Below are 25,377 nucleotides of genomic sequence, written 5' to 3'. Positions count from 1 at the left end.
CGACTGTCTCGATCTTGCTCTTCAGCGCAGCAGAGCGTCAGCTTGCCGAGACGCCGCCCGCGAGCCGCCCTCTCCCGCACGGAGATAGGGTAAGATTATCGCCCTACCCCATCCTCTCCCACAGTTGGCGCGTGAGCACGCCGGCCCGCTTCTCGATCGCGGCCGCCGCATCGAGCGCGAGATCCTCGCGATAGCGCCCGGCGATCAGCTGCACGCCGATCGGCTTGCCGTCGTGGAGCGCCACCGGCACCACCGCGCCGGGCAGGCCCAGCACGTTGATCGCGGAGATGAAGCGGATCTCGCCCCAGAAGATCTCGCGCACGCGCTCGGCGCTGACGGTGTCCTCGCGCGGGCCCGGCGTCGGCTTCACCGTGGTCGGCGCCAGCACGATTGGATAGTCCTCGAAGAACAATTGCCAGGCGCGGATATGGCCGTTGCGCGCGGCCGTCGCCTGCATCCAGGCCTTGAGATCGAGCACATTGGCCTTCGCCTTCATGCCGCCCCAGGCCTTGTGGAAATCCTCGGAGGTGACCTTCAGCATGGACGCTTCCTGCATCACCACGGTCTCGTTGGTGATGATGTCGCACCAGGTCTGCCAGACGCCGCTGATGTCGGGCACCTCGACCTCGCTGACGCGGTAGCCGGACCGTTCGAGATGGTCGGCGGCCTGCCGCAACGCCGCGCTGACGGACGGATCGACATCCATGTCGGCGGGGATCTTGGCCAGGGCCACCTTGATCGGCCCCTTCGGCTTCTCGCCGACCAGCGGCGCCGGCACCCACCAGGGATCGCGCGGATCGCGCTGGCTCATCACCTCGAGCGCAAGGCGAACGTCGGCGACGTGGCGCGCGAGCGGCCCCTGCGCCGACATCAGATGCGCCAGCATCGGCCGCTCGGCCGTTGCGCTCGCGTTGAACGCGGGGATGCGTCCCTGCGTCGGCTTGATGGTGGCAACGCCGTTGCAATGCGCCGGCCAGCGCAGCGAGCCGCCGATGTCGTTGCCGTGGGCGATGGTGCCGATGCCGGCAGCGACCGCCGAACCCGCGCCACCCGACGAGCCGCCGCAGGTGATATCAGGATCCCAGGGATTGAGCGTCAACCCATGCAGGGGATTGTCGGTGAAGCCGCGAAAGGAGAATTCCGGCGTGTTGGTGAGACCGATGACGATCGCGCCGGCCTTCTTCAGGTTGCGCACGACCGGCGCGTCCGACGGCGCGATAAGGTCCTTGTTGGCGGGCACGCCGTTGAAATTCGGCCGGCCTTCGTAATCGACGTTTTCCTTGATCGTGATCGGCACCCCATGCAGCGCGCCGAGCGCGCCACCCTTGGCGCGCTGCTTGTCCGCGGTGTGCGCAGCCCTCAGGGCCTCTTCCGAGAGATCGACGACGACGGCGTTGAGCTTCGGATTGACCGCGCGCATCCGTTCGAGATGCGCCTCGACGGTCTCGACCGCGGAGATCGCGCCGGAGCGGATCGCGGCTGCGGTCTCGACCGCCGACCATTGCCAGGCCGGTCCGCGTGGGCGGGGCGGCTTCACTGATTTGCCGGTGGCGGTTTTTCGGACCGGCTTCGCGACAGTCCCTTTGCGGGCGCCGCTCTTCGCTGCAGCTCGCGTTGCCGCCTTCTTCGCAGTCTTGTTCTTGGTCGCCTTCTTCGCCACGCCCCATCTCCCACAATTGCGCGCGAGAAGTTAGGGACGGCCCGCGTCCCTGTACAGGCGTGATTCTGCATCGCCGTCTTTCGCATCTGTGCCGACGTTAAATCGAACTGGTGCTGATGCGCACGCGCAGTCCGCGCTGACGGAGCGTGACATGGCGCGGATGATGGGGGATGAGGGCCAATGGCGGAGGGAGAGAATCTTGAAAGAAAATTGCTCCAGCGCTACCCCTTAGGTTCTCTCGGGAGGTAAGAAGACCAGCACCGGCAGCTTCTCCGCCAGGGGAATTGGCCAGAGCCGACCACGGGTTCATCGCGGACGCTCTGCACGGGCTGATCCCTACAACGGCCAACTCGTTACCGATACCGGGACCAGAGTGGAGGTTCCCCGAAAGCTGCGCGAGAGGCCCATACAGTGGCCCCGAGCCCGAGTTGGGGCTCATGGGGGCTCCGGTGACCACGTGCCGGTCCGCGCATTTTAAATGGTCCGCTGATACCGGAGGACAGTCGAACAAACGACGCCGCCGATCCTCGCAAACGGCACTGGCGACGTCGCACCGATCTGCTGATGTCGCAGCATTTTGACCGCGGGCCCAAGCCCTCGCCGGGCGCGTCAATCCTGCTGCGCGGCAACGAAGCGTGATCATCGCGCTTGAGGCGCGGTGACGACAGCAACCATCCCCGGCCGGAGGCAGACTGCATGAAGACGCGATCCCGGCGCTCACAGCCCCTTGTGGCGCCGGGGTTAGCGGCGACGCGGCGTCCGTCGAGGCGATGGGTAAGCACCACCATGCCGGTGCGGTCAGCATGGTCGACCAGATGGGGCGTAGTCACGGAGACGCGCGCCTGCCCTTCATGGCGCCTGCCATTCGCCATGCCCAGCAGGCGAGATGCACGACGCGAGCGGCGTTTTCGGCGGTCGTCATCCCCGTCCGCAACGTGCTCGGCGACAACGCCAATTAGCGAACTAGGAACCATGGTTCGGCGAGTCGATTTACGCTTCCAGTCCCTCAATTCACGCGAACAGATGCAACGGATGGCCGGCGTTCTCCTTGGTCTTGCAGCCGCTTTGGCGGGATGCCAGCGGGAAGAGCGGCAGTTGCGGCTCGACCCGCCCGTTGCCGATGCGCTCGACAAGATCGCTCTGATGCCGAACCGCATCGGCGGCGCGCCGCCGGAGGTCTATCTCAAGCTCGGCAAACCCTACGAGACCAATGCGTACAATCTGAGCCAGGGCAAGCGGCTCTATAGCTGGTTCGGCTGCAAGAGCTGCCACGGCGACGGCCAAGGAGGCAGCGGCCCCGCCTTTCTCGACGGCTGGTGGTATTACGGCCCCGAGTTGGTCTCCATCTTCGCCTCGATCCGGGACGGGCGGCCGCATGGCATGCCCGCGTTCGCCGACAAGATGACGACGGATCAGATCTGGCAGCTCGCCGGCTATGTCCAGACCATCGGCTCCTACGAAGGCAAGACCGCCGCACCGAGCCGCAACGACGAGAAGCAGACGCGGCCTGCCGAAAATCGCGCGCCGGCCAAGCTGCGGTTCGACGAGGGCCCCTCGCCCGTGCATCCGGACCAGGGACCGACACCGTGATCCGCGCCGCCAGCAAAGCCGGTTTGAGCGCCATGCTCGCCGTCCCCCTGGCCGGCTGCGGCGGCAATTGGCAATCCGCGCTCGATGTCCATGGCAGCGCGGCGATCAGCCTGAAACATCTGATCATCCTGATCGTCACGGTCTGCTCAGTGGTCTGGATGTTGGTGATGGTCGCGCTGATCGCGGCGTTGTGGCGCAATCGCGAAGGGCACTCGACCTCTCCCGAACCGGCGCGCGAGCGACGCATGACCATGGCGGTCACTGGCGCCGTTGTCGCCACCATTCTGATCATCAGCACCTTCACCGTGTTGAGCTTCATTGCGACCCGCGCGCTCAATGTGGCCGGTCAGGACGACCTCACGATCCGGGTGCGGGGCCTGCAGTGGTGGTGGGGCCTCGAATATGTCGGCCCCGATCCGTCCCGGCGGTTCGAGACCGCCAATGAGATTCACGTTCCTGTCGGCCGCAACGTACGCCTCCAGCTCGAAGGTCTCGACGTGATCCACTCGTTCTGGGTCCCGAGTCTCGCCGGAAAGCAGGATCTCGTTCCTGGCCGACCGAACGAGCTCACCATCCGCGCCGAACGCGCCGGCGTCTATCGCGGCCAATGCGCCGAGTTCTGCGGCATGCAGCATGCTCATATGGCGCTGCTGGTGATCGCCGAACCGCAAGAGGATTTCGATCGATGGGCAGCAGCCCAGCGGCAGGCGGCGACGACACCCGCTGACGAGGAAGCCGCGGCCGGATTGCAGACGTTCCTGACCAAGCCGTGCGCAGCCTGCCATACCGTTCGAGGCACTGCGGCGGCCGGCACCACGGGACCCGATCTCACCCATGTCGGCAGCCGCCACACCATCGCATCGGGCCTGTTCGAGACCACACGCGGCTCGCTCGCGGCCTGGATCGCCGACCCGCAGACCATCAAGCCGGGCAACAACATGCCTTTGGTGCCGCTGACGCCCGACGAGCTGCGCGCGGTGTCCGCCTATCTGGCGAGCCTGAAATGAACCGCCCCGCGACGGCGCCCGATACGCGCGACACCGACATCAAGGCCACGCGGCTGACCAGCGCGTTGGCGGAAACCTGGAAGACCCCCTCCGGATTCTGGGGCGCGCTCACGACCGTCGACCACAAGATCATCGGCCGCCGCTACATCTTCACGGCCTTCGTGTTTCTGGCGCTCGGCGGTGTGCTGGCAGCTCTGATGCGCCTCCAGCTCGCCCAGCCGGAGGCACGGCTGATCGGTCCCGACCGCTACAACCAGATCTTCACGATGCACGGCGCGAACATGATGTTCCTGTTCGCCGTGCCCGTGATGGAGGCCGTGGCGATCTATCTAGTGCCGCTGATGGTCGGCACCCGCAACATCGCGTTCCCGCGCCTGAACGCCTTCTCCTTCTGGATCTATCTCGCCGGCGGCGCGCTGCTGTGGACCGCGTTCGCGCTCGACATGGGGCCCGACGTCGGCTGGTTTGCCTATGTGCCGCTGTCAGGCCCACAATACGGCGCCGGCAAGCGCGCCGACATCTGGGCGCAGATGATCACCTTCACCGAGCTCTCGGCCCTCGCCATCGCGGTGGAGCTGGTGGTCACCATCTTCAAGCAGCGGGCACCCGGCATGACGCTTGACCGCATCCCGCTGTTCGTCTGGGCTATGCTGGTGACGTCGTTCCTGGTGATCATGGCCATGCCGGCCATCATGATCGCTAGCACCGGGCTTATTCTCGACCGTCTCGTCGGCACGCATTTCTACAATCCGGCCGAAGGCGGCGACGTGTTGCTCTGGCAGCATCTGTTCTGGTTCTTCGGCCATCCCGAGGTCTACATCATCTTCCTGCCCGCTGCCGGCATGGTCTCGACCATGATCGAGCCATTCGCGCGACGGCCCGCCTTCGGCTATCTTGGGCTGGTGATGGCGCTGATCGCGACCGGCATCCTCGCCTTTGGGCTGTGGGTGCACCACATGTTCGTGGCGGGGCTGCCGCGGCTCGGCGACAGCTTCTTCACGGCATCCAGCATGGCAATCGCGATCCCTGCCGGCATCCAGATGTTCTGCTGGCTGGCCACGCTGTGGGACGGCAGGCCGGTGTTCAAGACGCCCCTGCTGTTCATCATCGGCTTCATCGTGACCTTCGTCATCGGCGGGTTGACTGGAGTGATGGTCGCGTCGGTCCCATTCGATACTCAGGTGCACGATACCTATTTCGTCGTCGCCCATTTCCATTACGTGCTGATCGGTGGCGCGGTGTTTCCCTTGCTCGGCGCCATCCACTACTGGTTTCCAAAGCTGACCGGACGCATGATGAGCGAAACTCTTGGGCACTGGTCGTTCTGGCTCATCATTGTCGGCTTCAATGCCACCTTCTTTCCAATGCACATCCTCGGGCTCGAAGGCATGCCGCGCCGGGTTTACACCTACCAGCCCGACGTGCCCTGGCACGGCCTCAACGTGTTCGTCAGCCTGAGCTCTGTCGTCCTCACGATCGGCTTCCTGCTGTTCTTCATCAATGTCCTCCGGAGCGCACGCTTTGGCGAGGTTGCGCCGGACAATCCCTGGGATGCGCCGACGCTGGAATGGGCAACGACGTCCCCGCCCCCCAGCTACAATTTCCCGATGATCCCGGTCGTCGGGAGTCTGCATCCATTGTGGGTCGACCGCGACACCCTGCCCGTCGCCGACGGATTGCGCACCGATCGTCGCGAGCTGATCGTGACCAGTCTCGCGGCCGCCTCGCCGCAGGCGCGCGAGGCCTCGCCGCGGAACTCGATCTGGCCGCTGCTGGCGGCGGTCGCGACCACGGTCATGCTGATTTGGTCGATCTTCTCGCCCTGGGCCGTCGTCTGGGGCTCCATTCCGATCGCTGTCGCGCTGATCGGCTGGTTCTGGCCCAAGGGCACCCCGGAGGACGAGTCATGAGAGAGAAGATCGTGCTCGACCTCGGCCGATTGCCGCTGCACGGCATGGGCACCGCGAGCGTCACCTGGTGGGGGACGGCGGCCTTCATGCTGATCGAAGGCACCGGCTTCGCCCTCACCATCGCCGTCTATCTCTATCTCATGAGCCTGGCCACGGTCTGGCCGATCAACGCGCCGCCTCCAGACCTGCTTCCCGGCACGCTGGTGACATTGATCCTCGGGATCAGCCTCGTGCCGAACCTCCTGATCTCGCGCTGGGCCGAGCAGCAGGATTTGCGCAAAGTGCAGATCGGGATGGTGGTCATGTCAATTTTTGGCATCGTCCCCCTGATCATTCGCATCTTCGAATTCCCGGCTCTCAAGGTCAGCTGGGACAGCAATGCCTACGGCTCCGTGGTGTGGATACTGCTCGGCCTCCATACCACCCACATCATCACCGATCTCGTCGACACGCTGGTGCTGGCAGTGCTGATGTTCACGCGTCACGGCCCGAACCGGCGGAGATTTGGCGACGTCCAGGACAACGCCATGTATTGGAACTTTGTCGTCGCGACCTGGCTTCCGATCTATGGCTGCATCTATTGGCTGGCACGGCTATGAACACGTCAAACCGCTTCACCCATCTCTCGGTCTGGGCGGGTCTGTGGTTCGCCCCGTTGATCTGGGCCGTGAACATGCAGCTCGGGCAGATCCTGCCCTATGCTGACTGCCGCTCGCAGCTGCACTCCTCCGCCATCATCTCGTTCGTCGGTGCGGTGTTCACGTCGGCGTCGGGCCTCAATTCCTGGTGGTCTCCACGCCGCGTCGGTGGCGGAGCCGCCGAGCAGAGCAATGCCCATTTCGGCGGGATTGTCAGTGCGCTCTCCGCCGGCATCTTCACCTTCGCCATGCTGATGCAGGGCGTCGCGGCATTGGTGTTGACCGGATGCGAAAAATAGCCCTCGCCATCATTGCCTGGTCGGTGCCGCCTGCGATCCATGCGCATGGGGTAGCGCCCGAGGCTGCGGCACCGAGCTGGACGTTCGATCCGTGGATCGTCGTGCCGCTGGCGGCGTTTGCCCTCATGTACGGCATCGGCGGGCTGGTGCTGGCGGCGAAGGGCCGCAAACGCCTATGGCATTATGTCGTTTGCGCTGCAGGCTGGCTGACGTTGGCTGGCGCGCTGGTGTCGCCGCTGCACTGGCTGGGGGAGCGCCTCCTCTCCTTCCACATGATCGAGCACGAGATTCTGATGGCCGTGGCAGCGCCCCTGCTGGTGATTGCACGTCCGGTGGGAGCTCTGCTTTGGAGCCTGCCGCGACGGCTGAGGCTGGCGGTTGGCAGCGCGATGCGGCATCCGCTCTCGACGCGGCTGTGGTCCCTGCTGAGCGCGGGCCGCACCGCGACTCTGCTGCATGGGATCGCGATCTGGGCCTGGCACGCGCCGTCGCTGTTCGATGCGGCTGTCGATAACATCCTCCTGCACCGGCTGCAGCATCTGAGCTTCTTCCTGACCGCCATCCTGTTCTGGTGGGCGGTTTTCCGCCGCAGCGACACTGGCAGCGCCGCCTGGCATGTGTTCGTCACCATGCTCCACACCAGTATCCTCGGGGCGTTGATGGCACTGGCCCCTCGCCTCCTCTATCAGCAACACGCCGACGCTGCGGCGGCCTGGGGTTTGACTCCACTCGAGGACCAGCAATTGGCCGGCATCATCATGTGGGTCCCGGCCGGAACGATCTATGCGGGCGCCGCGCTCGCGCTGATCGCGCTGTGGATCCGGAGGGCGGGTCAATCCAGGGAGCGAGCGGATGCGCTTCACGCACTCTAGGTGGGCGTCCCTCGCCGTGGCGACCGCGAGCCTCCTGGTCGCCGCGGCCGTCGTGACAGGCTTCGCGCGCAGCGAACGCCAGCAAAATGAAGCGATCGCCCGCGCCATGTCCGGGGGCGATCCGGCCCGCGCCCCGGACTTGATCCGCCGCTATGGCTGTGCGGGCTGCCACACCATCTCAGGCATTCCCGGAGGCGACGGAAAGGTCGGTGGCTCGCTCGACGGCCTCCGCGGCCGGGTCTACGTTGCCGGCGTTGCGAGCAACACGCCGGACAATCTGGTTCAATGGATAGTGAAGCCACAGGCATTCTCGCCCCGCTCCGCGATGCCGGCAACCGGCATCACGGAAGCCGAGGCGCGCGACGTCGCGGCCTATCTTTACGCGCAATGAAGCCTGCTTAAGGACTCGGCGTCGGTCGCGACGGCAATGATTTGACGAAGGCGGCAATCGCTTCTCGGTCGCTGTCCGGCAGCATGGCCAGATTGGTGACGACGTCGGCCATGGACGAGCCGACGCGGCCGTGATTTGGCGTGATTCCCGTTTTCAGCATCGCCGCCAATTGCGCCTCCGACCAGTTGCCGAGGCGCGCAGCCGTAATGTTGGGATAGAAACCGGTGCCAACAGGATCCTGGCCACCGGCATACCGCGTGCTCGGCCTGATCCCGCCCAGCATGTCGCGCGAGGAATGGCATTCCGCGCAATGGGCTAACGCCTCGACCAGATAGCGGCCGCGATTCCATTTCTCATCCCCCGCCGGGTCTGGCACGATGGGGCCCGGCTTGAAGTACAGCATCTTCCAGAACCCCACGAAGCGCCGAATGCGGAATATCGGATTGATCTCATGGTCTGGCGGACGCCCCTTCACCGCCGGCAGCGTGCGCAGATAGGCCAAGAGATCCCGCACCTCCTCAGGGCGCATATGCGTGAAGCTGACGTAGGGAAAGACAGGGTAATAGTGCCTCCCGTCGGGAGACACGCCGCGCAGCAGGGCGTTGGCGAGATCCTCGGCGGTCCAGTTTCCGATGCCGTCAATCCGGTCGGGCGAGATATTCGGCGCGCGAAACGTTCCGTAGGGCGATGCCAGAGCTATTCCGCCCCCGAGACGCAAGCGATCGGACTGGCCCGGCGAGGCGTGGCAGGAGGCGCAATCTCCGGCCGCAAACACGAGCTTGCCGCGCTCGGGATCGCCTTCCGTCTCGGATACGATCTGCGCTTCCGCCGCGGTCACGCGCTGCGGGGCGCTCACCAACCACGCGGCAGCCATTGCGGCGCAGCCGGCGAGGATTGCCAATATCAGCCAGTGGCGCCCGCGCATCCCATCCTACTCCCGCCAAAACTCCGTCAGCTCTTCCGCGGTCACCAGATCCACCTGGCCATGAAAGCGAGTGCGATACATCGTCATGAGCGCGTCGTGACCGACATCGGAAGAACTGCACAATGCGTCTTCCACGATCACGATACGGAATCCGAGATCGACCGCGCTCATGACCGTCGACAGAACGCAGACGTCCGTCTCGGCGCCCGAAACCACGATGGTGCCGACGTTCTTCTCGACCAGCAGGCGCGCAAGGCCGGGATTGCTGAATGCGGAATAGGCCGGCTTGTCGATGACGGCAGCCGGCGGCACGAACCGGCTCAGGACCGGCACGAGTTCGAGAGCGGATGGCGTAAGATGCCTGCGGGTCGCCTGATGCCAACGCCGGAAGTAGCTCTGCCATTGTCCGGGCCGATCCTCAGGCTTCTCCGGCGTGACGAAACGCGTGAAGATGGTTCTCGCCTGGCATCGCTCGACAATCGAGATGATTGTCGGCAGGACAAGCTCCATCCAAGGCGTCGCCCACAGCCCCCCGGGAGCGAAAATGTTCTGCATGTCGATGCACAAGTGAACGGCGTCCCTGATTTGCGCAATTCCCGAGGCGCTGTCTCTCATCGTCCTCCAACCCTGACCACGTAGTCGCTACAAATGGCGTGTCACGACGCCGAAATCACAGCCTCTTCCCCGTCGATCATCTCGGGAGGAACGTCCTTGAACAGACGCACCGGAACGGATTTCGCCGCCGGCACCTTGCTGCCCTCCGCGTAATGCCAGAGCGGAATGAGCACGTTGCACTCCGGGTAATAGCCCGCGATGCTCCTGCGCGGGATGCCATAGGGAACGACCTGAAGTTCGCTCAAGCTGCGCTCGACGCCATCTCCCGCCTCCGTCACCAGGGTGACAGTATCTCCCAATTTCAGCCCGTCATCCTCCATGTCGACAGGATTCATGAAAACAACGTAACGGCCGCCCTTGATGCCGCGGAAGCGATCGTCCTCACTGTAGATCGTGGTGTTGAACTGTCCGTCGGCACGCATCGTCATCAGCTCGTAGATGCCGTCGCTCTCGCGCGGCGGCGCAAAGGCCGATTTTGGCACGGTGAAGTTCGCCTTGCCATTCGGCGTCTTCCACTTCCGTTCGCGGGCCGCAAGCGGCCGCGGAAATCCGCCGGGCTCGAACATGCGCTTGTTGAAGTCCTTGAACTGGTCGGGATAGGTGCGCTCGATTGCGTCCCGAACTTTCGAATAATCGCCGACCCATGCATCCCAATCGACCTTCGGATTTGGCTTCAACGTCGCCTTCGCGAGCGCGGCGACGATCGCCGGCTCGGACAGAAGGTGTTCGGCCACAGGCTTGCGCTGGCCGCGGGAGCCGTGGATGCAGGCGGTGGAATCCTCCATCGACACGGCCTGCTCGCCGCTATCCTGCCGGTCGATCTCGATCCGGCCCAGGCATGGCAGGAGATAGCTGACCTCGCCCGGCACGAGGTGGGTGCGGTTGAGCTTGGTCGCGATCTGCACGGAGAGGCGCAGGCCGGACCATGCGGGCTCCATCAATGACCGCTCCGGGACAGCGCGCAGAAAATTGCCACCGAGACCGACGAAGCCGCGAATGCTGCCTTTCAGGATTCCTTCGCATGCATCGACGGTGGACACCCCTTCCCACCGCGGAGGCTCGAAATCATAGAGCTCGGCGAGCTTGTCGAGCGGCACCAGCTTGGTCTTCTCGGAGATGCCGACCGTGCGCTGGCCCTGGACGTTGGAGTGCCCGCGGATCGGCGAAATCCCCGCGCCGGGCTTGCCGATATTGCCGCGGAGCAGCAGCAGGTTGATGATCATCTTCGCCGTCTCGACGCCGTGCTTGTGCTGGGTGATGCCCATGCCGTAATTGGCGATCACGGCGTTGGCCGCCATGTAGGTGTTTGCGGCCTCGCGCAGCGCCATGCGCGAAAGCCCTGAGGCGCGCTCGATTTCATCCCAATCCTGTGCCCGGCAGAACGCAGCGAACTCCTCGAAGCCCACCGTGTGGTCCTGAATGAACGCGACATCGAGGACCCGCGCAGTTCCATTGTCGCGGGCGAGGTCGTCAGTCTCGATCACCCATTTGCAAATCCCAGTGATGGCGGCGGCGTCGCCGCCAACCCGCACCTGATAATATTGCGAGCTGATGCGCGTGCCGCCGGCGATCATCTGCAGCGGATTTTGCGGGTTGACGAAGCGCTCCAGGCCACGCTCGCGCAGGGGATTGAAGGTCACGATCGGCACGCCGCGCTGCGCCGCCTCCTGCAACGGATGCAGCATGCGCGGCGCATTGGTGGTGGTGTTGTGCCCGAAAAAGAAGATGCAATCGGTCACGTCGAAATCCTCCAGCAGCACCGTGCCGACCGGAACTCCGATCACCTCGGGCAACGCCACCGAGGTACTCTCGTGACACATGTTGGAGCTGTCGGGAAAATTGTTGGTCCCGTACATGCGGCCGAACAATTGATACATGTAGCTCGTTTCGAGCGACGCGCGTCCGGACGTGTACATGACGACCGAGCGTGGATCGAGTCGGTTCAACTCGGCGCCGATATCCCGGAAGGCCTCGTCCCAAGCGACCGACAGGTATTTGTCGCTGGCCCTATCGTAACGCATCGGCGTGGTCAGGCGGCCCTGCTCCTCCAGTTGATGATCCGACCAGGTTCGCAGTTCAACCAGCGAATGTTGCGCAAAGAACTCCGGCGTCACAGTCTTGTTGGTCACTTCCCAGGCAGTCGCCTTGGCGCCGTTCTCGCAGAACTCGAACGGCCGCGGCTTGGCCGGCTTGGCCCAGGAGCAGCTCACGCACATGAACCCATCTGGCTTGTTCTGTTTCAGCAGGATCTCGCTGCCGAGGATCGCGACCTCTTCCTGCGTTAGGATGTGAGCCACGGCGTTGAGAGAGCCCCAGCCACCGGCGGGAGAATCGTTTTTCTCGACTTTTGCCTTTTGCCGCATGACGCATCCTTCGATCGCAAACCACACCTAGCGCCCTGCACCCAAAAACCCGAGATGTCATCGCAAGTTCCTAAGCGTTCGGAACCTTGCCTTGGCTCGCGCGTCATGACTCGATCCTAGGACGCATCCATGCACGGCTCTCAACTCGACGTATGCGATAGCGCGTCTACGCCCCCCGCCTCGGTCGCGATGCCAAGGCTGACGTCGAGCGGTGCGCAGGATGCGCGCATCGTAGCGGAGGAGTGCCCGGTAGCACTCGTCTATGACGGGACCACCGCGGCAGTGCTGATGGCGACTCCCGCCGATTTGACGGATTTGGCCCGAGGCTTCAGCCTTACGGAAGGAATTATCGGGGACATTGGCGAGATCGAGGAACTCTCCGTCGTCCCGGGTCCCGACGGCATCGAACTTCGGCTATGGCTGCGACCGGACGCCGGACGGCGCCTGAAGGAGCGACGGCGGCTGCTCGTGGGACCCACCGGCTGCGGCCTTTGCGGCATCGACAGTTTGCGCGAAGCCGGCCGGATCGTTCGGCCCGTCGAGCACCTCGCCTGCCTCGCGCCTCAACAGATCGGTGCAGCGATCGCAGCTCTCACGGAGCTACAAACCCTCAACCACGCGACCCACGCCACCCATGCGGCGGGTTTTTTCCAGCCGGGCAGCAGGTCCATGGTGGTTCGCGAGGACGTCGGTCGGCATAACGCGCTCGACAAGCTCGCTGGCGCACTCGCCGTCGAGGGAATAGCCGGGTGCGCTGGCGCCATCATCCTCACTAGTCGGATATCGGTAGAGATGGTGCAGAAGGCCGCAGCGATCGGCGCGGGAATCGTCGTCGGCATGTCAGCGCCGACCGCGCTTGCCATCCGGACGGCGGAAGCAACCGGCATCGCGGTCGTCGGTATCGCGCGCGGAGAGGCGTTCGAGATCTTCAGCCACTCAGAGCGAATTTACGCTCACACCCCTGGGCGTCTTTAGCCGGCGGATCCCTGCAGAAACACTTGAGGACCGACCGGCCCCTCGCCGACAATTTGTCCGGTAGAACCCGCGCGGTGAAGTTCGCGAACGATCTCTCAATCAGAGTGGTCACTGCACGGTGCTTGTTATGAAGTTATTCCTTCACGAGTTCGTCGCTTATCGCCATGAGGAGGATGGCTATTGGCCGTCGTACGACTTGGCCTGATTCAGCCAGGAACGGCCCATGGCCCCGAAGCCTTGGGCGGAAGCTAAGTCTCTACAGAGGCCGCTTGCGGATGGGGTCCTGCAGATCATTGCAACCGGCGATAAGGACGACGCAGAACCTGGGGAGTATGCGGACGACGTCAGGCGATTTTGAAAACATCGGCGCGGGCGTTAAGCCATTCCGGCTCAATATGAACGATCCGAACTCCGTCAGGATTAACCAAGGCAGCCCGTCGGTGACCGCGATGATACCTCTGTCGGCTACGTTTATTTTTGCAGCGGAGCTCGTATTCACTTGCGCTGTTCTCAAATCGAAGATCGATGCCTAGCTCGACGAATGATCGCGCCAGGCCGCGTTTCCTCGTCAACTGACATCGGGTCGATACTATGGCGTTGGGCTGCGCCGCTCTTTTGGCACCTCAATGGATGGGCGGACAAACGAGCGAGGAACGGGCTGTTCAATGAGCCACCGCGTCACATAATGCGAACAAAGGAGCGGTTTGAACATCGAATCGCGGCGGCGATTCGCGTATTCATAGTTATGGAAGAAGCAGGCCAAAGACCCACTTCTGGCTTGAGTAGCCTCAGCGAGGCTGGCTTACTAAGCACCCATCCCAAGTTCGTAGACCCACAATTCGCCATTGTGTCCCAAGGTGAACGGACCTAGGTCGGCCTTCCCTCTCCTGTTTCAACTGCCGTCAAAACGCTCCGCACCCTCTCGGCGAGGTCGCTTTGCGTAAACGGCTTTTGGATGAGAGAAACGCCACGATCGAGCCTACCCTGATGAACGATGGCGTCGCGAGAGTAGCCAGTCATGTAAAGCACCTTCAGACCAGGCCGCCGACGCTGCGCTTCGTCAGCTAGAGTGCGCCCGTTCATGCCCGGCATCACGACGTCGGTCAGGAGTAGGTCCACCGAGCTTGTGGCAAGCACATTAAGTGCTGCGTCACCATTTTGCGCCTGCATGACTTCATAGCCTAGCTCGACCAGTGTGCCTGCCACAAACTGCCGCACGCCTTCATCGTCCTCTGTGACCAGCACACGTTCACCATGCCCGCGGGGAACGCCCCCGATTGCCCGCTCTTTGCGCGCTGGTTCACTGACATCCTTTCGTCGCGGGAGATAGATCGTGACTGTCGTGCCTGCACCCGGTGCTGAGTTTATTCTAACGTCACCATCGCTCTGCTTGACGAAGCCGTAGACCTGGCTCAAACCGAGGCCGGTCCCCATTCCGGGCGGTTTGGTTGTAAAGAACGGCTCGAAAGCTTTGTCTGCCACTTCCGGGGCCATACCTATTCCTGTGTCTTTGATTGAAACGGCCACGTATTGCGTGGAGTTCAGTTGATCAGAAGATGCGGAGAATCGCTCGTCCAAGGACGCGTTTGCCGTTTTGAGTGTGAGTGTGCCTCCATTCGGCATCGCGTCTCGGGCGTTGAGCGCCAAATTCAACACGGCAGATTCAAGCTCAGTTAGGTCAGCCTGCGCCTCCCACAGATCAGGCGTGAGGTTTGTTTCAATTGAGATCGTCTCGCCAAGCGTTCGAGCCAGCATGTCCGTCATATTTCGAACAAGTCTGTTCAGATCGACCGGCTTTGGGTCGAGAGCTTGCTTCCGAGAGAACGCCAAAAGACGCTTAGTGAGCTCGGCTGCTCTCAACGCGCCCCTTTGAGCGTTCTCGAGCAACGCTCTAGGCTTTTCGTCGGGAACCCTGCGGATCGCCATCTGCAAATTGCCAATGATGATCGTCAGCAAATTGTTGAAGTCATGCGCGATGCCGCCGGTGAGCTGACCGACGGCTTCAATCCGCTGCGAGCGACGCATCTCCTGCTCCAGAGTTTCACGACGTTCTACCTCTGCATAAAACGCGGCTGTGCTACGGGCGGTGAGAAAGATGAAGAAGCAGACCAGTGCGAGGGCGGGTGCGCCGATGGCCAGATACCCACCTACTTGCCGGAGCCAGGCGCTTCTTATCTCGGACGTCTCCATGCTGGAAGAAACATACACCGGCAGTCCCACAAGCTTTCTAACTGCAAAGCGGCGTTCTAGTCCGTCTACGTTCGATACCGTCGTATATCTTCCCCCCTCCGGACTACTCTTGATCAGCTGGCCAAATCCGCTCGACGGATCCAATACGATGCCAGGACGAGCCGCGAGGGGGTGACGGGCGAGAACAGCACCGTCGTCTCGAATCAGGGCAAAACTTGCGCTCGATTTGCCGCGCAGCGTTGCATAGAGATTTTCAAAAGCCGACGGTAAGACAGAGATCAGCGTGTAGCCGTTGAAAGTACCTGAGCTATCGTGCCGTCGTTTGCTAACCGGAAATAGGATTGCACCCGTCAGAGAGATACTGACCACGCGTCCAATGTATGCTTCGTCGCTTTGAGCCAGCTCTGCTTTTAGGTGAGCTCGCTCTGGCGCGTTGAAGGCAGGCGGGACTGGAAAAAATAGAGACGAGAGTAATGCATCGCCATCTCGGTCGAGCACCCAAATTGAACTGATGTCTGGAAAGGTATGCGCGAACTGCTTCAGGCGCTCACTTAGCTCAGCGCCAGAATCCTTGATCGTCGAGTCAGTCTTGCCGCGAGTGATCTGGTCAATACTGTCCAGCGTTACGTTGATCGAGCGAAACACGCGAAGAGCCTGCTCCGCTGATACCTCCAAACTGCGTTCGATACGCTCGTCTGCCAGTTCAAACGCATCGTGGTAAGCGGAGTAAGCCGCATATGCGAACACGAGAGCCGGAGCAATGATTGAGGCCGCCAGCGAAAACCACAGCCATCGGAGGGCTGCATCTTTCCGCTGCTTCATCGCTTAATAGGCCTCTCCAGTAGCCGCAGACTTCAAAATATCTCCTTAGTCATGTTTTCTTGCCGATGCCAGTGTGTTTTTGGTTCCAACCGCTGCGCCGAGAGTCTGTCCGGCAAACCTAGATCTATCAAGGAAATGGGTTCCACATTTCGAATGGGCACAGAACTTAATGGCTCGCATCCACGGCTTGGAGCGGATGCGAGCCACGTTGCACTGTTTTAAGAGCCGCGCTCTCCGCTCATGATGGGACCGAATCGCTCCCAGCTCTCACCTTTGAAGCGCATCATTTGAAGCTGTTCGATGGGAGCGAAGTCGTTGGGCCCGGTCTTGATCCGAGTGCCAGGTAGATAGATCCCAATCTCAAAATCGAGGCTGGCGGCCTGCTTCATTACATTCTCACGAGTGAGGTTGTCGCCGCACTGCCGTAGTACCTGTTCTAACCCCTTTGCGACCCCATAGCCAAATACGGTAGCTGAGTCGTCAAGATCACCTTCAGGATACCACTTGGTCATGAACGCTCGCCACTCGTTCATCGCAGGGTCCGTTTTCCACTCGGCGTCCTTCGGATCCTTCAAGTAAGCTGTCGAAAGAATCCCCTGGCTTGCCTCGTAGCCGGCTGGCTTGATGACACCTCCAATAGAGCCAGAAACGTTGGTCAAGAACTGCACTGGATGCCAGTTTAGTTCGGCGACTTTCTTAATGGCCTGAGCAGCAAACTTCGGAGTTGCGATGTTTACGAAGATATCCGGGTTTGAGCCTTTGATTTGAACGATCTGAGAATCGACCGTTGGCGAACTCGTTTCGTAGGGCGCCTCCACGACGATGAGCTTTCCCGCTTGATCACCGAGCCCATCCTTCAACCCAACGACGTAATCCTTCCCGAAGTCGTCGTTCTGGTAGAGAACCCCAATCGTCTTCCCCGGGTAGTTTTGGAGGATGTATTTGCCATATATGCGAGCCTCGACTTGATAACTTGGTTGCCACCCCATCGTCCAAGGAAAGTTCTTAGGATCATTCCACTTGGCAGCGCCTGTCGAGACGAATAGCTGAGGGACCTTCTTCGAATTCATGTACTTCTGAATTGCTGTGTTGCCTGGCGTTCCAAGGGGGTTAAAGATCAGCAACACCTCATCGCTCTCTACTAACTTGCGAGCCTGTTCCACCGTCTTCGGTGGGCTGTAGGTGTCGTCATAAGAGATGAAGTTGATCTTCCGGCCGTTGATACCGCCTTCAGAGTTGATTTTGTTGAAGTAAGCCGACTCTGTTTTGCCGATGGTGGCGTAAGCCGACGCTGGACCTGAGTACGGCATGATGTTGCCGACTTTGATCTCCGTATCATTTGCTCCGGGATCGTACTTTTTCTGCGCATTGGCAGCGGCAGAGAGAGTCAAAAGAGTTGCCGCCGCGATGGCGACCGAACAAGCGAACTTCACGTAATCACTACGCATCCTTGTCCTCCCAAAACGTCCGGCTCTTGTTTAACGCTTCTCGGCCGGGCTTCTTGAGTATGCACGACAATGAAGGGGACGCCAGGCGCGATAGCAGTTCCACCGAATTCGGACTGACGTCGCAGCGCACAATTCCTCGCCTTGGAATATCGGTCGACCAGGAGGTGACAAGAAACCCAAGAGAGCGAGCTGGACCTGGTACGGAGGCCGCGCGATGCCGGCCGCCCGACAATGCTGATGAGACTTACAACGCACTTTCGGTCGCCAAGCCGGAGCGCCCTTCCTCAGCAACGAATGCTCCAAGGGCGGCATGTCGGCTCCCGACAGATAGAGGAATTTTACGTTGCGGGGTCTCCCAATAGCAGACCGCGAATTCGAAATATGATTAGTTAGTGTTATTGCCGACTGCGATACCTGGGCGTCGGGAACTGAGAGTTTTGTGCTCCCGCCTGTCGGCTAGCCGCGAGGCAGCCATCGGCCACACGCGGAGGTAAGGGCATAATAAATGAAGAGGCGGCGAACTAAGGCGGCCTTACCTCGCCCCCGGGAAATCGTCCTTTTTCGGCGGCTGTAGGCCGGGCGAGCTAAGCCAATCGTCCATGTGAGCGGCTGTCTCTGCTTGCCTCGCTCTTCTTAATGCCTCGTCGCGCACCGATCCGTGTGGCAGCAACCTAGCCTCCTCCAAAAGCTTGTGAGCCTCTTCGAGAAGCCGTTCTTTAAGTGACTTTGTTTGTTTGAAACGACGCCGACGAATGATCGTCATAACGCGCTCCTTTCCATCGGAGGAAGGCGGGAGCGCAATCGGCGTTCTCGTCACGGATAAAAGCCAAGGTCCGGTCCGTGATGAAGGAATAATGATACATCCCCGAGTTGGGTTCTGTATCTTTTGATACGAAGCGCGAAGTAATTATTCTTTGAGTAACTTACTCAAACGGAGCCATTCGCAAATTCAATGCGGGCTCTGAGATGGGCCATGTGTGGACGGCTCCGGGTTGGCAAGGAGAATCTTCACTTTGCGGCGTTGGTCGGAGCGGCCATGTGTTCGGCCAGTTTGCGCGGTTCACGTGACCGCCGGCCATAATGCCCTCCGCGGATCAGGTCCCGATCAAAAGCACGCATTCGAAGATGCCGTGGCCCGTGTGGGTTGTCCTGATCGCCGGATCGACCGGCGCTGCATTAAGTGCTGTTCGCCCTTCCAACCGTTAGGTCACGCCGACGGCATGTCCGGCGTAATCTCGTTTACGCCATGAGAGCGGCGGGTTCCTTGTAGCGTTCGTTCCTCGCCATCATCGCCCAGGCTATCCTGGCGAGTTTGTTGGCGAGCGCGATGGCAGCGACCTTGGTAGCTCGCCGCGCCAGCAATGCGGTGAGCCAAGGCCGATGCCCCGTTCCATGGATCTTGGCATAGCGGATCACGCCGAGTGCGCCGGCCGTGAACAGGCTGCGCAAATAGCGATCGCCCTGCTTGCTGATACTGCCAAGCTTGTCCTTGCCTCCGCTTGAGTTCTGCTTCGGCACGAGGCCAACCCAGGCCGAGAAGTCCCGACCTATCGGAACGCCCTGGCATCAGCAACGCTCGCGACCAGCGCCGTTGCCAGCGCCGGACCGACACCAGGGATCGCGTCCAGCCGTTTGCTCGTCGCGCTCGATCGATGCCAGGCGACAATGCGCCTGTCGAACTCCAGGATTTGGGCCTTCAGCGCCCGCAACTGACTGCCGAGAGCCTCAAGACACGCGCGGGCCTTCACCGGGAGCCGGCGGTCAGCTGTACCGGCGACTACTTCCAGCAACTGCTCGACGCCCCGGCGCCCGGCCGGGGCGACAATCCCGAGCTCGGCAAGATAGGCGCGGATTGAATTGATGACGGCAGTCTGCTGGCGGATGAAGAGTTGGCGCGCTCGATGAAGCATCAGACAGCTCTGTTGCTTGACCGTCTTGGTCGGCACGAACCGCATGTTGGGTCTCGTGACCGCTTCACAAATGGCCTCCGGTGCTGTCGTTCTTTTGCCGCTTGACGTACGGCTTCACATAGGCCGGAGGCATCAACCGCACCGTATGTCCCAACGCCTGCAACTCACGGGACCAATAATGGGATGATGCGCAAGCCTCGATCCCCACCAGGCACGGCGGCAACTTCGCAAAGAAGGAAAGCACGAAACGGCGCTTGAGCTGACGCCGTATGACCACTTGCCCGGCTGCATCGAACGCCGTGCACTTGAAAGACCGACTTCGCAATATCCAGACCGATCGTCGAAATTGACTGCATAGGCTGCTCCTCCGAATCGTGGGAGCCTCAAAAGCGGCGCCCATACCGTGGCACTCTCGTGCCAGTGGGGGTGCCGTCCACAGCATCATAAGCGGACGTAGCATCTGAATGTAGGATAGCTCACTTTAAATGAGCGCTCGGGAACAGATCGAGGCTGCCACAGTGGGAGGGCACTTCTATGGTTGTTGCCAATTTTTCCCGCACGCCCAGATTGCTGATCTTCCGAATAGTTTTGAGATGGACAGTGGTTGAGAAAACATAATTTAACGATTTGCCCGCAATTTAAGCATCGTGATCAAGTGTTCATCACGCCGAAGCTTTTTCGATGTCGCAAATGGCATCTCCAGGGATATTGCATGTCGAAGTCCGGCTTCTACTCTGCGGCGCTCCTCGCAGCGGCGATCGCATCCGCAGGTTCATGTCTCCTGGGTTTCAGCACGATCGGCTTCGGCGCTGCCGTCGTCGGCGAGAGCCGCAAGGTCGAAATCACCCAAAACGCTCCTAGCGGTTTGGACGCGTTGAAGGCGCAATATCGCCGACCTTCGACGATTCCGTTTCCGAAGGAAAACTCCTACACGCCCGAGAAGGCAGCGCTGGGCAAGAAGCTCTATTTCGACACGCGCCTTTCGGTCACGTCCGCGCAGTCCTGTGCGAGCTGCCATAGCCCCGGCTTCGGCTGGGGCGATGGTCTTGCCGTCGGCGTGGGGCATGGCATGGCGAATCTCGGCCGTCATTCGCCGACCATCATCAATGCCGCCTGGAGCGCGATCTTCATGTGGGACGGGCGACTGCCGACCCTCGAAGAGCAGGCGCTGGGACCTATCCAGTCACCTGGCGAGATGAACATGAAGCTCGACCAGCTGATGGAGCGCCTGGGAACAATACCCGAATACAAGCCCATGTTCGAGACGGCGTTCCCCGGCGAAGGCATGAAGGCCACGACGCTGGCCAAGGCGATCGCCACTTACGAGCGCACGGTGGTCTCCGAGCGCGCACCGTTTGATGCCTGGATCGAGGGCGACGAGAAGGCGATCTCTGCAGAAGCCAAGCGTGGCTTCGAGGTGTTCAATGGCAAGGCGCAATGCGCCGCCTGTCACGAAGGCTGGAACTTCACCAACGAGGGCTTCCAGGACATTGGCCTGCCCAGCAAGGATGTCGGCCGCGGCGAATTCGTGCCCGGCGTCATCAAGATGCAGCACGCCTTCAAGACTCCAGGCCTGCGCGAGATCAGCCGGCGAAGCCCCTATATGCATGACGGCTCCCTGGCGACGCTCGAGCAGGTCATCGATCACTACGATCATGGCGGGGTCGATCGGCCGAGCCGGTCGGATCTGATGCGGCCGCTCGATCTGACGGCCCAGGAAAAGGCAGACCTTGTCGCATTCCTCAGGACATTGACCAGCGAACTCGGCCCCACGGCCGTGCCCGTCCTTCCTCGCTAACAAATCACACAAGGATATCCCATGCGCACGCTCGCCCTGTTCACTGGAGTCATCGTCTGCGGTCTCTCGGTGGGCGCCTATGCAGCAACCGAAGTGATCCATCAGCGAGGTCGCGTCTTCTCGTCCGAAACCATTTCGGTGAAGAAGGGCAGTGCCGTCACGTTCTTCAATGACGATACCGTGCCGCACAACATCATGTCGGCCAGCAAAGGCAACGAATTCAACCTCGGCTCGCAAACGCCGGGAACGTCGACCGATGTCACCTTCAAGGAAGCCGGCGATGTGCAGGTCATCTGCGCAATACACCCGCGCATGAAGATGATGGTCAAGGTGAACGACTAGGCACGGCCCGGCACCGGAGATTCATGATGTCGATTCGCTACAAGATATTCGGTGCTTTTAGTGTCGTGGTCCTGCTTGCCTGCGCAATCGCGTTCTACGGGATTCGGGCCATCGGCAGCGCCGGCGATACGGTGGTGCGGCTCTATGACGGCCCCCTCATGGGCATCAATCACGCTCGTTCGGCACATGCCGCGTTGCACGAGGCGCGCCTGACACTGCAACGGAGCCTCGTTGCAGGCGCCTCGAGCGCCATGGTTGACAAGTTCGAGAAGCTGGTGCGCAGCAGCTTCGACGATCTCGGCGTGGTGCGCGAGCGAGCCCCGTCGCCTTCCGTCGCGGCCGCGCGCGAGAAAGTCGAGAGCGAGCTCAAGGACTGGTCGAATGCCGCGCTGAAGATCCTCAAGCCGTCTCCCGGAGGGGTAAACGAAATCCCGACCAGCTTTCTGCTCGCTCAAAAGGGCGACAGATTGATTGCGTCGATCGACGATCTGGTCGAACTTGTCGCCGCTTACGGCTATGATTATCGCACGGCCGCAGAGGCCGCGGTAGAGCAGGCCCGCACGACGATGCTTTCGGTCGCGTTGGGCACCGTGGCAGTCGGGCTGATCATCGCACTGGCATTCTCCTATTCGATGAGCCGGCCGATTTCGGCCGCTGTGCGCGTCGCCGAGCGCGTCGCGGCCGGCAATCTCACGGACGACATCTCGGTGCGCCGTCGCGACGAACTCGGCCGCCTCTTGAAGTCCCTTGCTGTCATGCAAACCAGTCTCAAGGCTCGCGCCGACGATGATCTCGCGTTGCTTGCAGCCAAGGACCAAAGCAGTGCCCAACAGACGAGCCGCCGTCAGCGCCTCGAATCCGAGATCGATGCTTTCCGCTCCGCCTTTGGGATGGTGCTGAGCAACACCGATCGCATGACGGGAGAGCTGACAGATACGGCCCAGAACCTCGCCTCAACCGCGCGCACTGCCGGAACACAATCAAGCCAGGCCGCCTCCACTGCGCAGGAGACCTCGACCAGCGTGCAAACGGTCGCCAGCGCAGCTACCCAGCTCGGCGAGTCCGTTCAGGCGATCACCTCGCAATTGTCGGACGCGACGGCCATTGTACAGCGCGCTTCTTCCATGGCGGAAGCCGCCAATCAGACCATCGGCAGATTGGCTAGTGCTGCCCAACAGATCGACGAAGTCGTCGGGTTCATTCGCACCATCGCGGGGCAGACCAATCTACTTGCCCTCAACGCCACGATCGAGGCGGCACGGGCCGGCGAAGCGGGCCGGGGCTTTGCCGTGGTAGCCTCCGAGGTGAAGGCCCTCGCGACCCAGACGGCGCGAGCGACCGAGGAGATTTCCTCGCAGATCACTGACGTCCAGTCGGCCACGCGCCAGGCCGTCGACAATGTCGGCGCAATCGCGAACATCATTGGGGACATCGATAGGTTCACCGGCCGCATCGCGGCCGCTGTCGATCAGCAGAATGCTGCTGCCGGCGAGATCTCGCGAAACATCGGCCAAGCCGCGACCGGCACAGCCTTGGTTGCGCGCAGCATCGCCGGGACGGCGGAGGCAACGGATAACGCCAATCGCTCGGCTGACCTCGTCCTCTCCACCGCGCACGACCTCTCCCATCAGGCCGCGCAGCTCCGCGCCTCCGTTGATCGCTTCATTGCAAACGTGGCGGCTTGAGAAACGCCCGCGTCGGAAGACGGCGCGGACCGGTACTTCCTGGCGTTCTTAGACATTTGGTCACCTATCAAAGCGCCCGATATGCTGCGAACCTCCGTCAGGAGAGGCCGGACGTGAACGCAAAGCCACACCAACTTGCCATTGCTGCAGACCACGAGCTGCCGCTGGTGGTCGCTTTGATGCCTTATACGCCGCGACACCGAGCGGTGGCTGTTAGTGTCGTGGCCGCCATGCTGATGGTCTGGGTGTTTGTCGCGCCCTCCGCGAGCGTACAAGTTGGTCGGATCGACAGTTTTCTCCCCGTCGTTCAAACGGTCATGAGCGTAGCCGATCTGCTGACTGCAACCCTCCTGTTCGCTCAATATTGGGTGCAGCCGCATCGCGCCTTGTTGCTCATGGCGAGCGGATACATATTCGCCGGCTCGTTTGCCTTTCTGCAGACATTGAGTTTTCCAGGCAGCTATGCACCCAACGGGCTTATCGGTGACGTCTACAACACACCGGCCTGGTTTTTCGTGCTTTGGTACACCATGTTTCCCCTGAGCATTCTCGGTTATGCGCTGCTCAAAGACAAAGGCAACCCATCGCCAGACGCGAGAACGGCCAGCATCGCGATCACGCTTGTATGTGTGATGGGGACGATCGCACTGTTGTCATGGCTGGTGATAGATCAGGTCGAGCATCTGCCGCAGTTCTTTACCACCGGTCTCATGCTGCAGACGCGACTCAGCAATCAGTTCAACATCGGCCTCACAATATTGGGGTGTACCGTCCTCCTGGTGCTTTTCTTCCGCCGGCGCACGGTGCTCGATCTCTGGCTGATGGTGACATTGTTCGCGGCAATTCCCAACTTTTTGGTGGCGGCCTACGTAGGTTCGGCTCGATTTTCCGTAGGGTGGTACACCGCTCGTGGATTTGCCCTGGTCGCAAGCTGTCTGCTGCTATCCGTGTTGGTCACGGAAATGACGGTGCTCTATTCGCGGCTGGCGAGTGCCCTGGTGATGCAGCGCCGCGAGCGCGCGAACCGCTTCGTGAGCATCGATGCAGCAACGGCCGCGATTGCTCATGAGATCAATTCGCCGTTGGGATCCATCACGCTAAATGTAGAAACCGCTGAGCGGGAGCTGGAAGCGCAACGTCCCCGGCTGGAAGAGGTCCGTGCGATCGTGAGAGACATCGGAGAGGCCGGGCTCAAGGTCAAGGAGACCATCGTAAGCATTCGCAGGCTGTTCAAGGATGCGACCGACAAGCCTGCGATGATCAGCATCGAGAGCGTTACAGGACAGGTGCTGCGGCTTTTGCGGCACGAATTGCAGTTCAACGAGGTGGCCGTCGAGACGGAGTTTCTGGTCGAACCGCCCTTGGTCAATGCCGATCCGATCCAGTTGCAGCAGGTCATTCTGAACTTGCTCAAGAACGCCATCGACGCGATGGCATCCACGCCACGCGACGGCCGCCGATTGAACATCGGTACGCGGGTCGCGCGAAACGGGGCCATCGTGCTGTCCATCCAGGATACCGGCGCCGGAGTTGCTCCGCAGGACCAGGACCGAGTCTTTGATCCATTCTTCACCACCAAGCCGACAGGAATGGGATTGGGGTTAGCGATCTGCCGTACCATCATCGAGAGGTATGAGGGCCGCCTGATTCTTGCCCAATCAGGGCCTCGGGGCTCGACGTTCGAGGTCACATTGCCCGTCGTAAGGCGCTGAGGCGAGCGGCTGGTTCTGCTACGGGTCAAAATGCCAAAAACTCAGGTCGAGCATATTTGGTCCGTTCTACTGCGATGAGCCTGCGACCGGCGCGGCCGCAACTTCGCAGACGGGCCCAACAGCCGATATCAAACGCCCCGAGCGTAGTCAGTCGAGACTGGTGAGAGGCCGCTCAGCTTCGTTGGCTGCCGGCCGCCAGGAACACCGCGGACCAGCCGGCGTTAG

Annotated in this window: 19 protein-coding genes and 1 pseudogene; 13 read left to right on the top strand and 7 right to left on the bottom strand. The window is 61.5% G+C overall.

What is annotated here, in order from left to right; translation table 11 throughout:
* Positions 1-103 precede the first annotated feature (103 nt).
* Positions 104-1,660 carry an amidase family protein gene (locus ML401_RS02780; protein WP_285809649.1) on the bottom strand — a complete coding sequence of 519 codons (1,557 nt, stop codon included), beginning with the start codon at positions 1,658-1,660 and terminating at the stop codon, positions 104-106.
* A 770-nt stretch (positions 1,661-2,430) separates the two neighbouring features.
* On the opposite strand from ML401_RS02780, the gene ML401_RS02775 reads away from it, so the two are divergent.
* From ML401_RS02775 to ML401_RS02740, 8 genes are all read left to right on the top strand, one after another.
* The gene (locus tag ML401_RS02775) at positions 2,431-2,619 is read left to right on the top strand and encodes a hypothetical protein (protein ID WP_285809647.1); all 189 of its coding nucleotides are present in this window, start codon (positions 2,431-2,433) and stop codon (positions 2,617-2,619) included.
* A gap of 73 nt (positions 2,620-2,692) precedes the next feature.
* Positions 2,693-3,250: a cytochrome c gene (locus ML401_RS02770; protein ID WP_285809645.1), complete on the top strand. Its 558-nt coding sequence runs from the start codon at positions 2,693-2,695 to the stop codon at positions 3,248-3,250.
* 32 nt (positions 3,251-3,282) lie between these two features.
* Positions 3,283-4,257: a cytochrome c oxidase subunit II gene (gene coxB, locus ML401_RS02765; RefSeq protein ID WP_285809644.1), complete on the top strand. Its 975-nt coding sequence runs from the start codon at positions 3,283-3,285 to the stop codon at positions 4,255-4,257.
* Positions 4,254-6,167, top strand: coding sequence for a cytochrome c oxidase subunit I (ctaD, locus tag ML401_RS02760; RefSeq protein WP_285809642.1), 1,914 nt, complete (start codon positions 4,254-4,256; stop codon positions 6,165-6,167). The genes coxB and ctaD overlap by 4 nt, the downstream gene beginning before the upstream one ends.
* Complete coding sequence (locus ML401_RS02755; RefSeq protein WP_285809640.1) at positions 6,164-6,766, top strand: cytochrome c oxidase subunit 3; 603 nt, start codon at positions 6,164-6,166, stop codon at positions 6,764-6,766. Before ctaD ends, ML401_RS02755 begins: the two co-directional genes overlap by 4 nt.
* A complete protein-coding gene (locus ML401_RS02750; protein ID WP_285809639.1) occupies positions 6,763-7,104 on the top strand; it encodes a hypothetical protein in 342 nt (113 codons plus the stop codon). The genes ML401_RS02755 and ML401_RS02750 overlap by 4 nt, the downstream gene beginning before the upstream one ends.
* Complete coding sequence (locus tag ML401_RS02745) at positions 7,092-7,976, top strand: cytochrome c oxidase assembly protein (protein ID WP_285809637.1); 885 nt, start codon at positions 7,092-7,094, stop codon at positions 7,974-7,976. Before ML401_RS02750 ends, ML401_RS02745 begins: the two co-directional genes overlap by 13 nt.
* The gene (locus ML401_RS02740; protein WP_376717339.1) at positions 7,957-8,367 is read left to right on the top strand and encodes a c-type cytochrome; all 411 of its coding nucleotides are present in this window, start codon (positions 7,957-7,959) and stop codon (positions 8,365-8,367) included. Before ML401_RS02745 ends, ML401_RS02740 begins: the two co-directional genes overlap by 20 nt.
* Positions 8,368-8,374: 7 nt before the next feature.
* On the opposite strand, the gene ML401_RS02735 is transcribed toward ML401_RS02740, so the two are convergent.
* Genes ML401_RS02735 through ML401_RS02725 form a run of 3 tightly spaced genes read right to left on the bottom strand, consistent with a single transcriptional unit; the run spans position 8,375 to position 12,270 of the window.
* A complete protein-coding gene (locus ML401_RS02735; protein ID WP_285809634.1) occupies positions 8,375-9,292 on the bottom strand; it encodes a cytochrome c in 918 nt (305 codons plus the stop codon).
* A gap of 6 nt (positions 9,293-9,298) precedes the next feature.
* Positions 9,299-9,907 carry a cysteine hydrolase family protein gene (locus ML401_RS02730; protein WP_285809631.1) on the bottom strand — a complete coding sequence of 203 codons (609 nt, stop codon included), beginning with the start codon at positions 9,905-9,907 and terminating at the stop codon, positions 9,299-9,301.
* A gap of 41 nt (positions 9,908-9,948) precedes the next feature.
* A complete protein-coding gene (locus ML401_RS02725; protein WP_285809629.1) occupies positions 9,949-12,270 on the bottom strand; it encodes an FdhF/YdeP family oxidoreductase in 2,322 nt (773 codons plus the stop codon).
* A gap of 189 nt (positions 12,271-12,459) precedes the next feature.
* Between ML401_RS02725 and fdhD the strand changes: the two genes are divergently transcribed.
* Positions 12,460-13,245 carry a formate dehydrogenase accessory sulfurtransferase FdhD gene (gene fdhD, locus ML401_RS02720; RefSeq protein WP_285812801.1) on the top strand — a complete coding sequence of 262 codons (786 nt, stop codon included), beginning with the start codon at positions 12,460-12,462 and terminating at the stop codon, positions 13,243-13,245.
* 867 nt (positions 13,246-14,112) lie between these two features.
* On the opposite strand, the gene ML401_RS02715 is transcribed toward fdhD, so the two are convergent.
* The 3 genes and pseudogenes from ML401_RS02715 to ML401_RS02705 all read right to left on the bottom strand — a co-directional run bounded on the left by ML401_RS02715 (position 14,113) and on the right by ML401_RS02705 (position 19,971).
* A complete protein-coding gene (locus ML401_RS02715; RefSeq protein WP_285809627.1) occupies positions 14,113-16,257 on the bottom strand; it encodes a hybrid sensor histidine kinase/response regulator in 2,145 nt (714 codons plus the stop codon).
* 218 nt (positions 16,258-16,475) lie between these two features.
* A complete protein-coding gene (locus ML401_RS02710) occupies positions 16,476-17,705 on the bottom strand; it encodes an ABC transporter substrate-binding protein (RefSeq protein WP_285809625.1) in 1,230 nt (409 codons plus the stop codon).
* A gap of 1,239 nt (positions 17,706-18,944) precedes the next feature.
* A pseudogene (locus ML401_RS02705) lies at positions 18,945-19,971 on the bottom strand (IS110 family transposase).
* A 356-nt stretch (positions 19,972-20,327) separates the two neighbouring features.
* Here ML401_RS02705 and ML401_RS02700 point away from each other — a divergent pair.
* From ML401_RS02700 to ML401_RS02685, 4 genes are all read left to right on the top strand, one after another.
* Positions 20,328-21,413 carry a cytochrome-c peroxidase gene (locus tag ML401_RS02700; protein ID WP_285809624.1) on the top strand — a complete coding sequence of 362 codons (1,086 nt, stop codon included), beginning with the start codon at positions 20,328-20,330 and terminating at the stop codon, positions 21,411-21,413.
* A gap of 21 nt (positions 21,414-21,434) precedes the next feature.
* Positions 21,435-21,755: a plastocyanin/azurin family copper-binding protein gene (locus ML401_RS02695; protein ID WP_259204752.1), complete on the top strand. Its 321-nt coding sequence runs from the start codon at positions 21,435-21,437 to the stop codon at positions 21,753-21,755.
* Between the two features lie 23 nt (positions 21,756-21,778).
* The gene (locus ML401_RS02690) at positions 21,779-23,440 is read left to right on the top strand and encodes a methyl-accepting chemotaxis protein (RefSeq protein WP_285809622.1); all 1,662 of its coding nucleotides are present in this window, start codon (positions 21,779-21,781) and stop codon (positions 23,438-23,440) included.
* 113 nt (positions 23,441-23,553) lie between these two features.
* On the top strand, positions 23,554-25,152 hold the full coding sequence (locus tag ML401_RS02685; protein ID WP_285809620.1) for an MASE4 domain-containing protein: 1,599 nt from the start codon (positions 23,554-23,556) through the stop codon (positions 25,150-25,152).
* Positions 25,153-25,377: the final 225 nt, after the last annotated feature.

Origin of the sequence: Bradyrhizobium sp. 62B (assembly GCF_030272265.2) — a bacterium.
Taxonomy (GTDB): Bacteria; Pseudomonadota; Alphaproteobacteria; order Rhizobiales; family Xanthobacteraceae; genus Bradyrhizobium.
This window is presented reverse-complemented; position numbering and strand designations above follow the sequence as displayed.

What these genes read in the sequence shown, in the direction of transcription:
- ML401_RS02775 (WP_285809647.1), top strand. Translation starts at nt 2,431, where the DNA reads ATGGGTAAGCACCACCATGCCGGTGCGGTCAGCATGGTCGACCAGATG.
- ML401_RS02770 (WP_285809645.1), top strand. Translation starts at nt 2,693, where the DNA reads ATGGCCGGCGTTCTCCTTGGTCTTGCAGCCGCTTTGGCGGGATGCCAG.
- coxB (WP_285809644.1), top strand. Translation starts at nt 3,283, where the DNA reads ATGCTCGCCGTCCCCCTGGCCGGCTGCGGCGGCAATTGGCAATCCGCG.
- ctaD (WP_285809642.1), top strand. Translation starts at nt 4,254, where the DNA reads ATGAACCGCCCCGCGACGGCGCCCGATACGCGCGACACCGACATCAAG.
- ML401_RS02755 (WP_285809640.1), top strand. Translation starts at nt 6,164, where the DNA reads ATGAGAGAGAAGATCGTGCTCGACCTCGGCCGATTGCCGCTGCACGGC.
- ML401_RS02750 (WP_285809639.1), top strand. Translation starts at nt 6,763, where the DNA reads ATGAACACGTCAAACCGCTTCACCCATCTCTCGGTCTGGGCGGGTCTG.
- ML401_RS02745 (WP_285809637.1), top strand. Translation starts at nt 7,092, where the DNA reads ATGCGAAAAATAGCCCTCGCCATCATTGCCTGGTCGGTGCCGCCTGCG.
- ML401_RS02740 (WP_376717339.1), top strand. Translation starts at nt 7,957, where the DNA reads ATGCGCTTCACGCACTCTAGGTGGGCGTCCCTCGCCGTGGCGACCGCG.
- ML401_RS02735 (WP_285809634.1), bottom strand. Translation starts at nt 9,292, where the DNA reads ATGCGCGGGCGCCACTGGCTGATATTGGCAATCCTCGCCGGCTGCGCC.
- ML401_RS02730 (WP_285809631.1), bottom strand. Translation starts at nt 9,907, where the DNA reads ATGAGAGACAGCGCCTCGGGAATTGCGCAAATCAGGGACGCCGTTCAC.
- ML401_RS02725 (WP_285809629.1), bottom strand. Translation starts at nt 12,270, where the DNA reads ATGCGGCAAAAGGCAAAAGTCGAGAAAAACGATTCTCCCGCCGGTGGC.
- fdhD (WP_285812801.1), top strand. Translation starts at nt 12,460, where the DNA reads ATGCCAAGGCTGACGTCGAGCGGTGCGCAGGATGCGCGCATCGTAGCG.
- ML401_RS02715 (WP_285809627.1), bottom strand. Translation starts at nt 16,257, where the DNA reads ATGAAGCAGCGGAAAGATGCAGCCCTCCGATGGCTGTGGTTTTCGCTG.
- ML401_RS02710 (WP_285809625.1), bottom strand. Translation starts at nt 17,705, where the DNA reads ATGCGTAGTGATTACGTGAAGTTCGCTTGTTCGGTCGCCATCGCGGCG.
- ML401_RS02700 (WP_285809624.1), top strand. Translation starts at nt 20,328, where the DNA reads ATGTCGAAGTCCGGCTTCTACTCTGCGGCGCTCCTCGCAGCGGCGATC.
- ML401_RS02695 (WP_259204752.1), top strand. Translation starts at nt 21,435, where the DNA reads ATGCGCACGCTCGCCCTGTTCACTGGAGTCATCGTCTGCGGTCTCTCG.
- ML401_RS02690 (WP_285809622.1), top strand. Translation starts at nt 21,779, where the DNA reads ATGATGTCGATTCGCTACAAGATATTCGGTGCTTTTAGTGTCGTGGTC.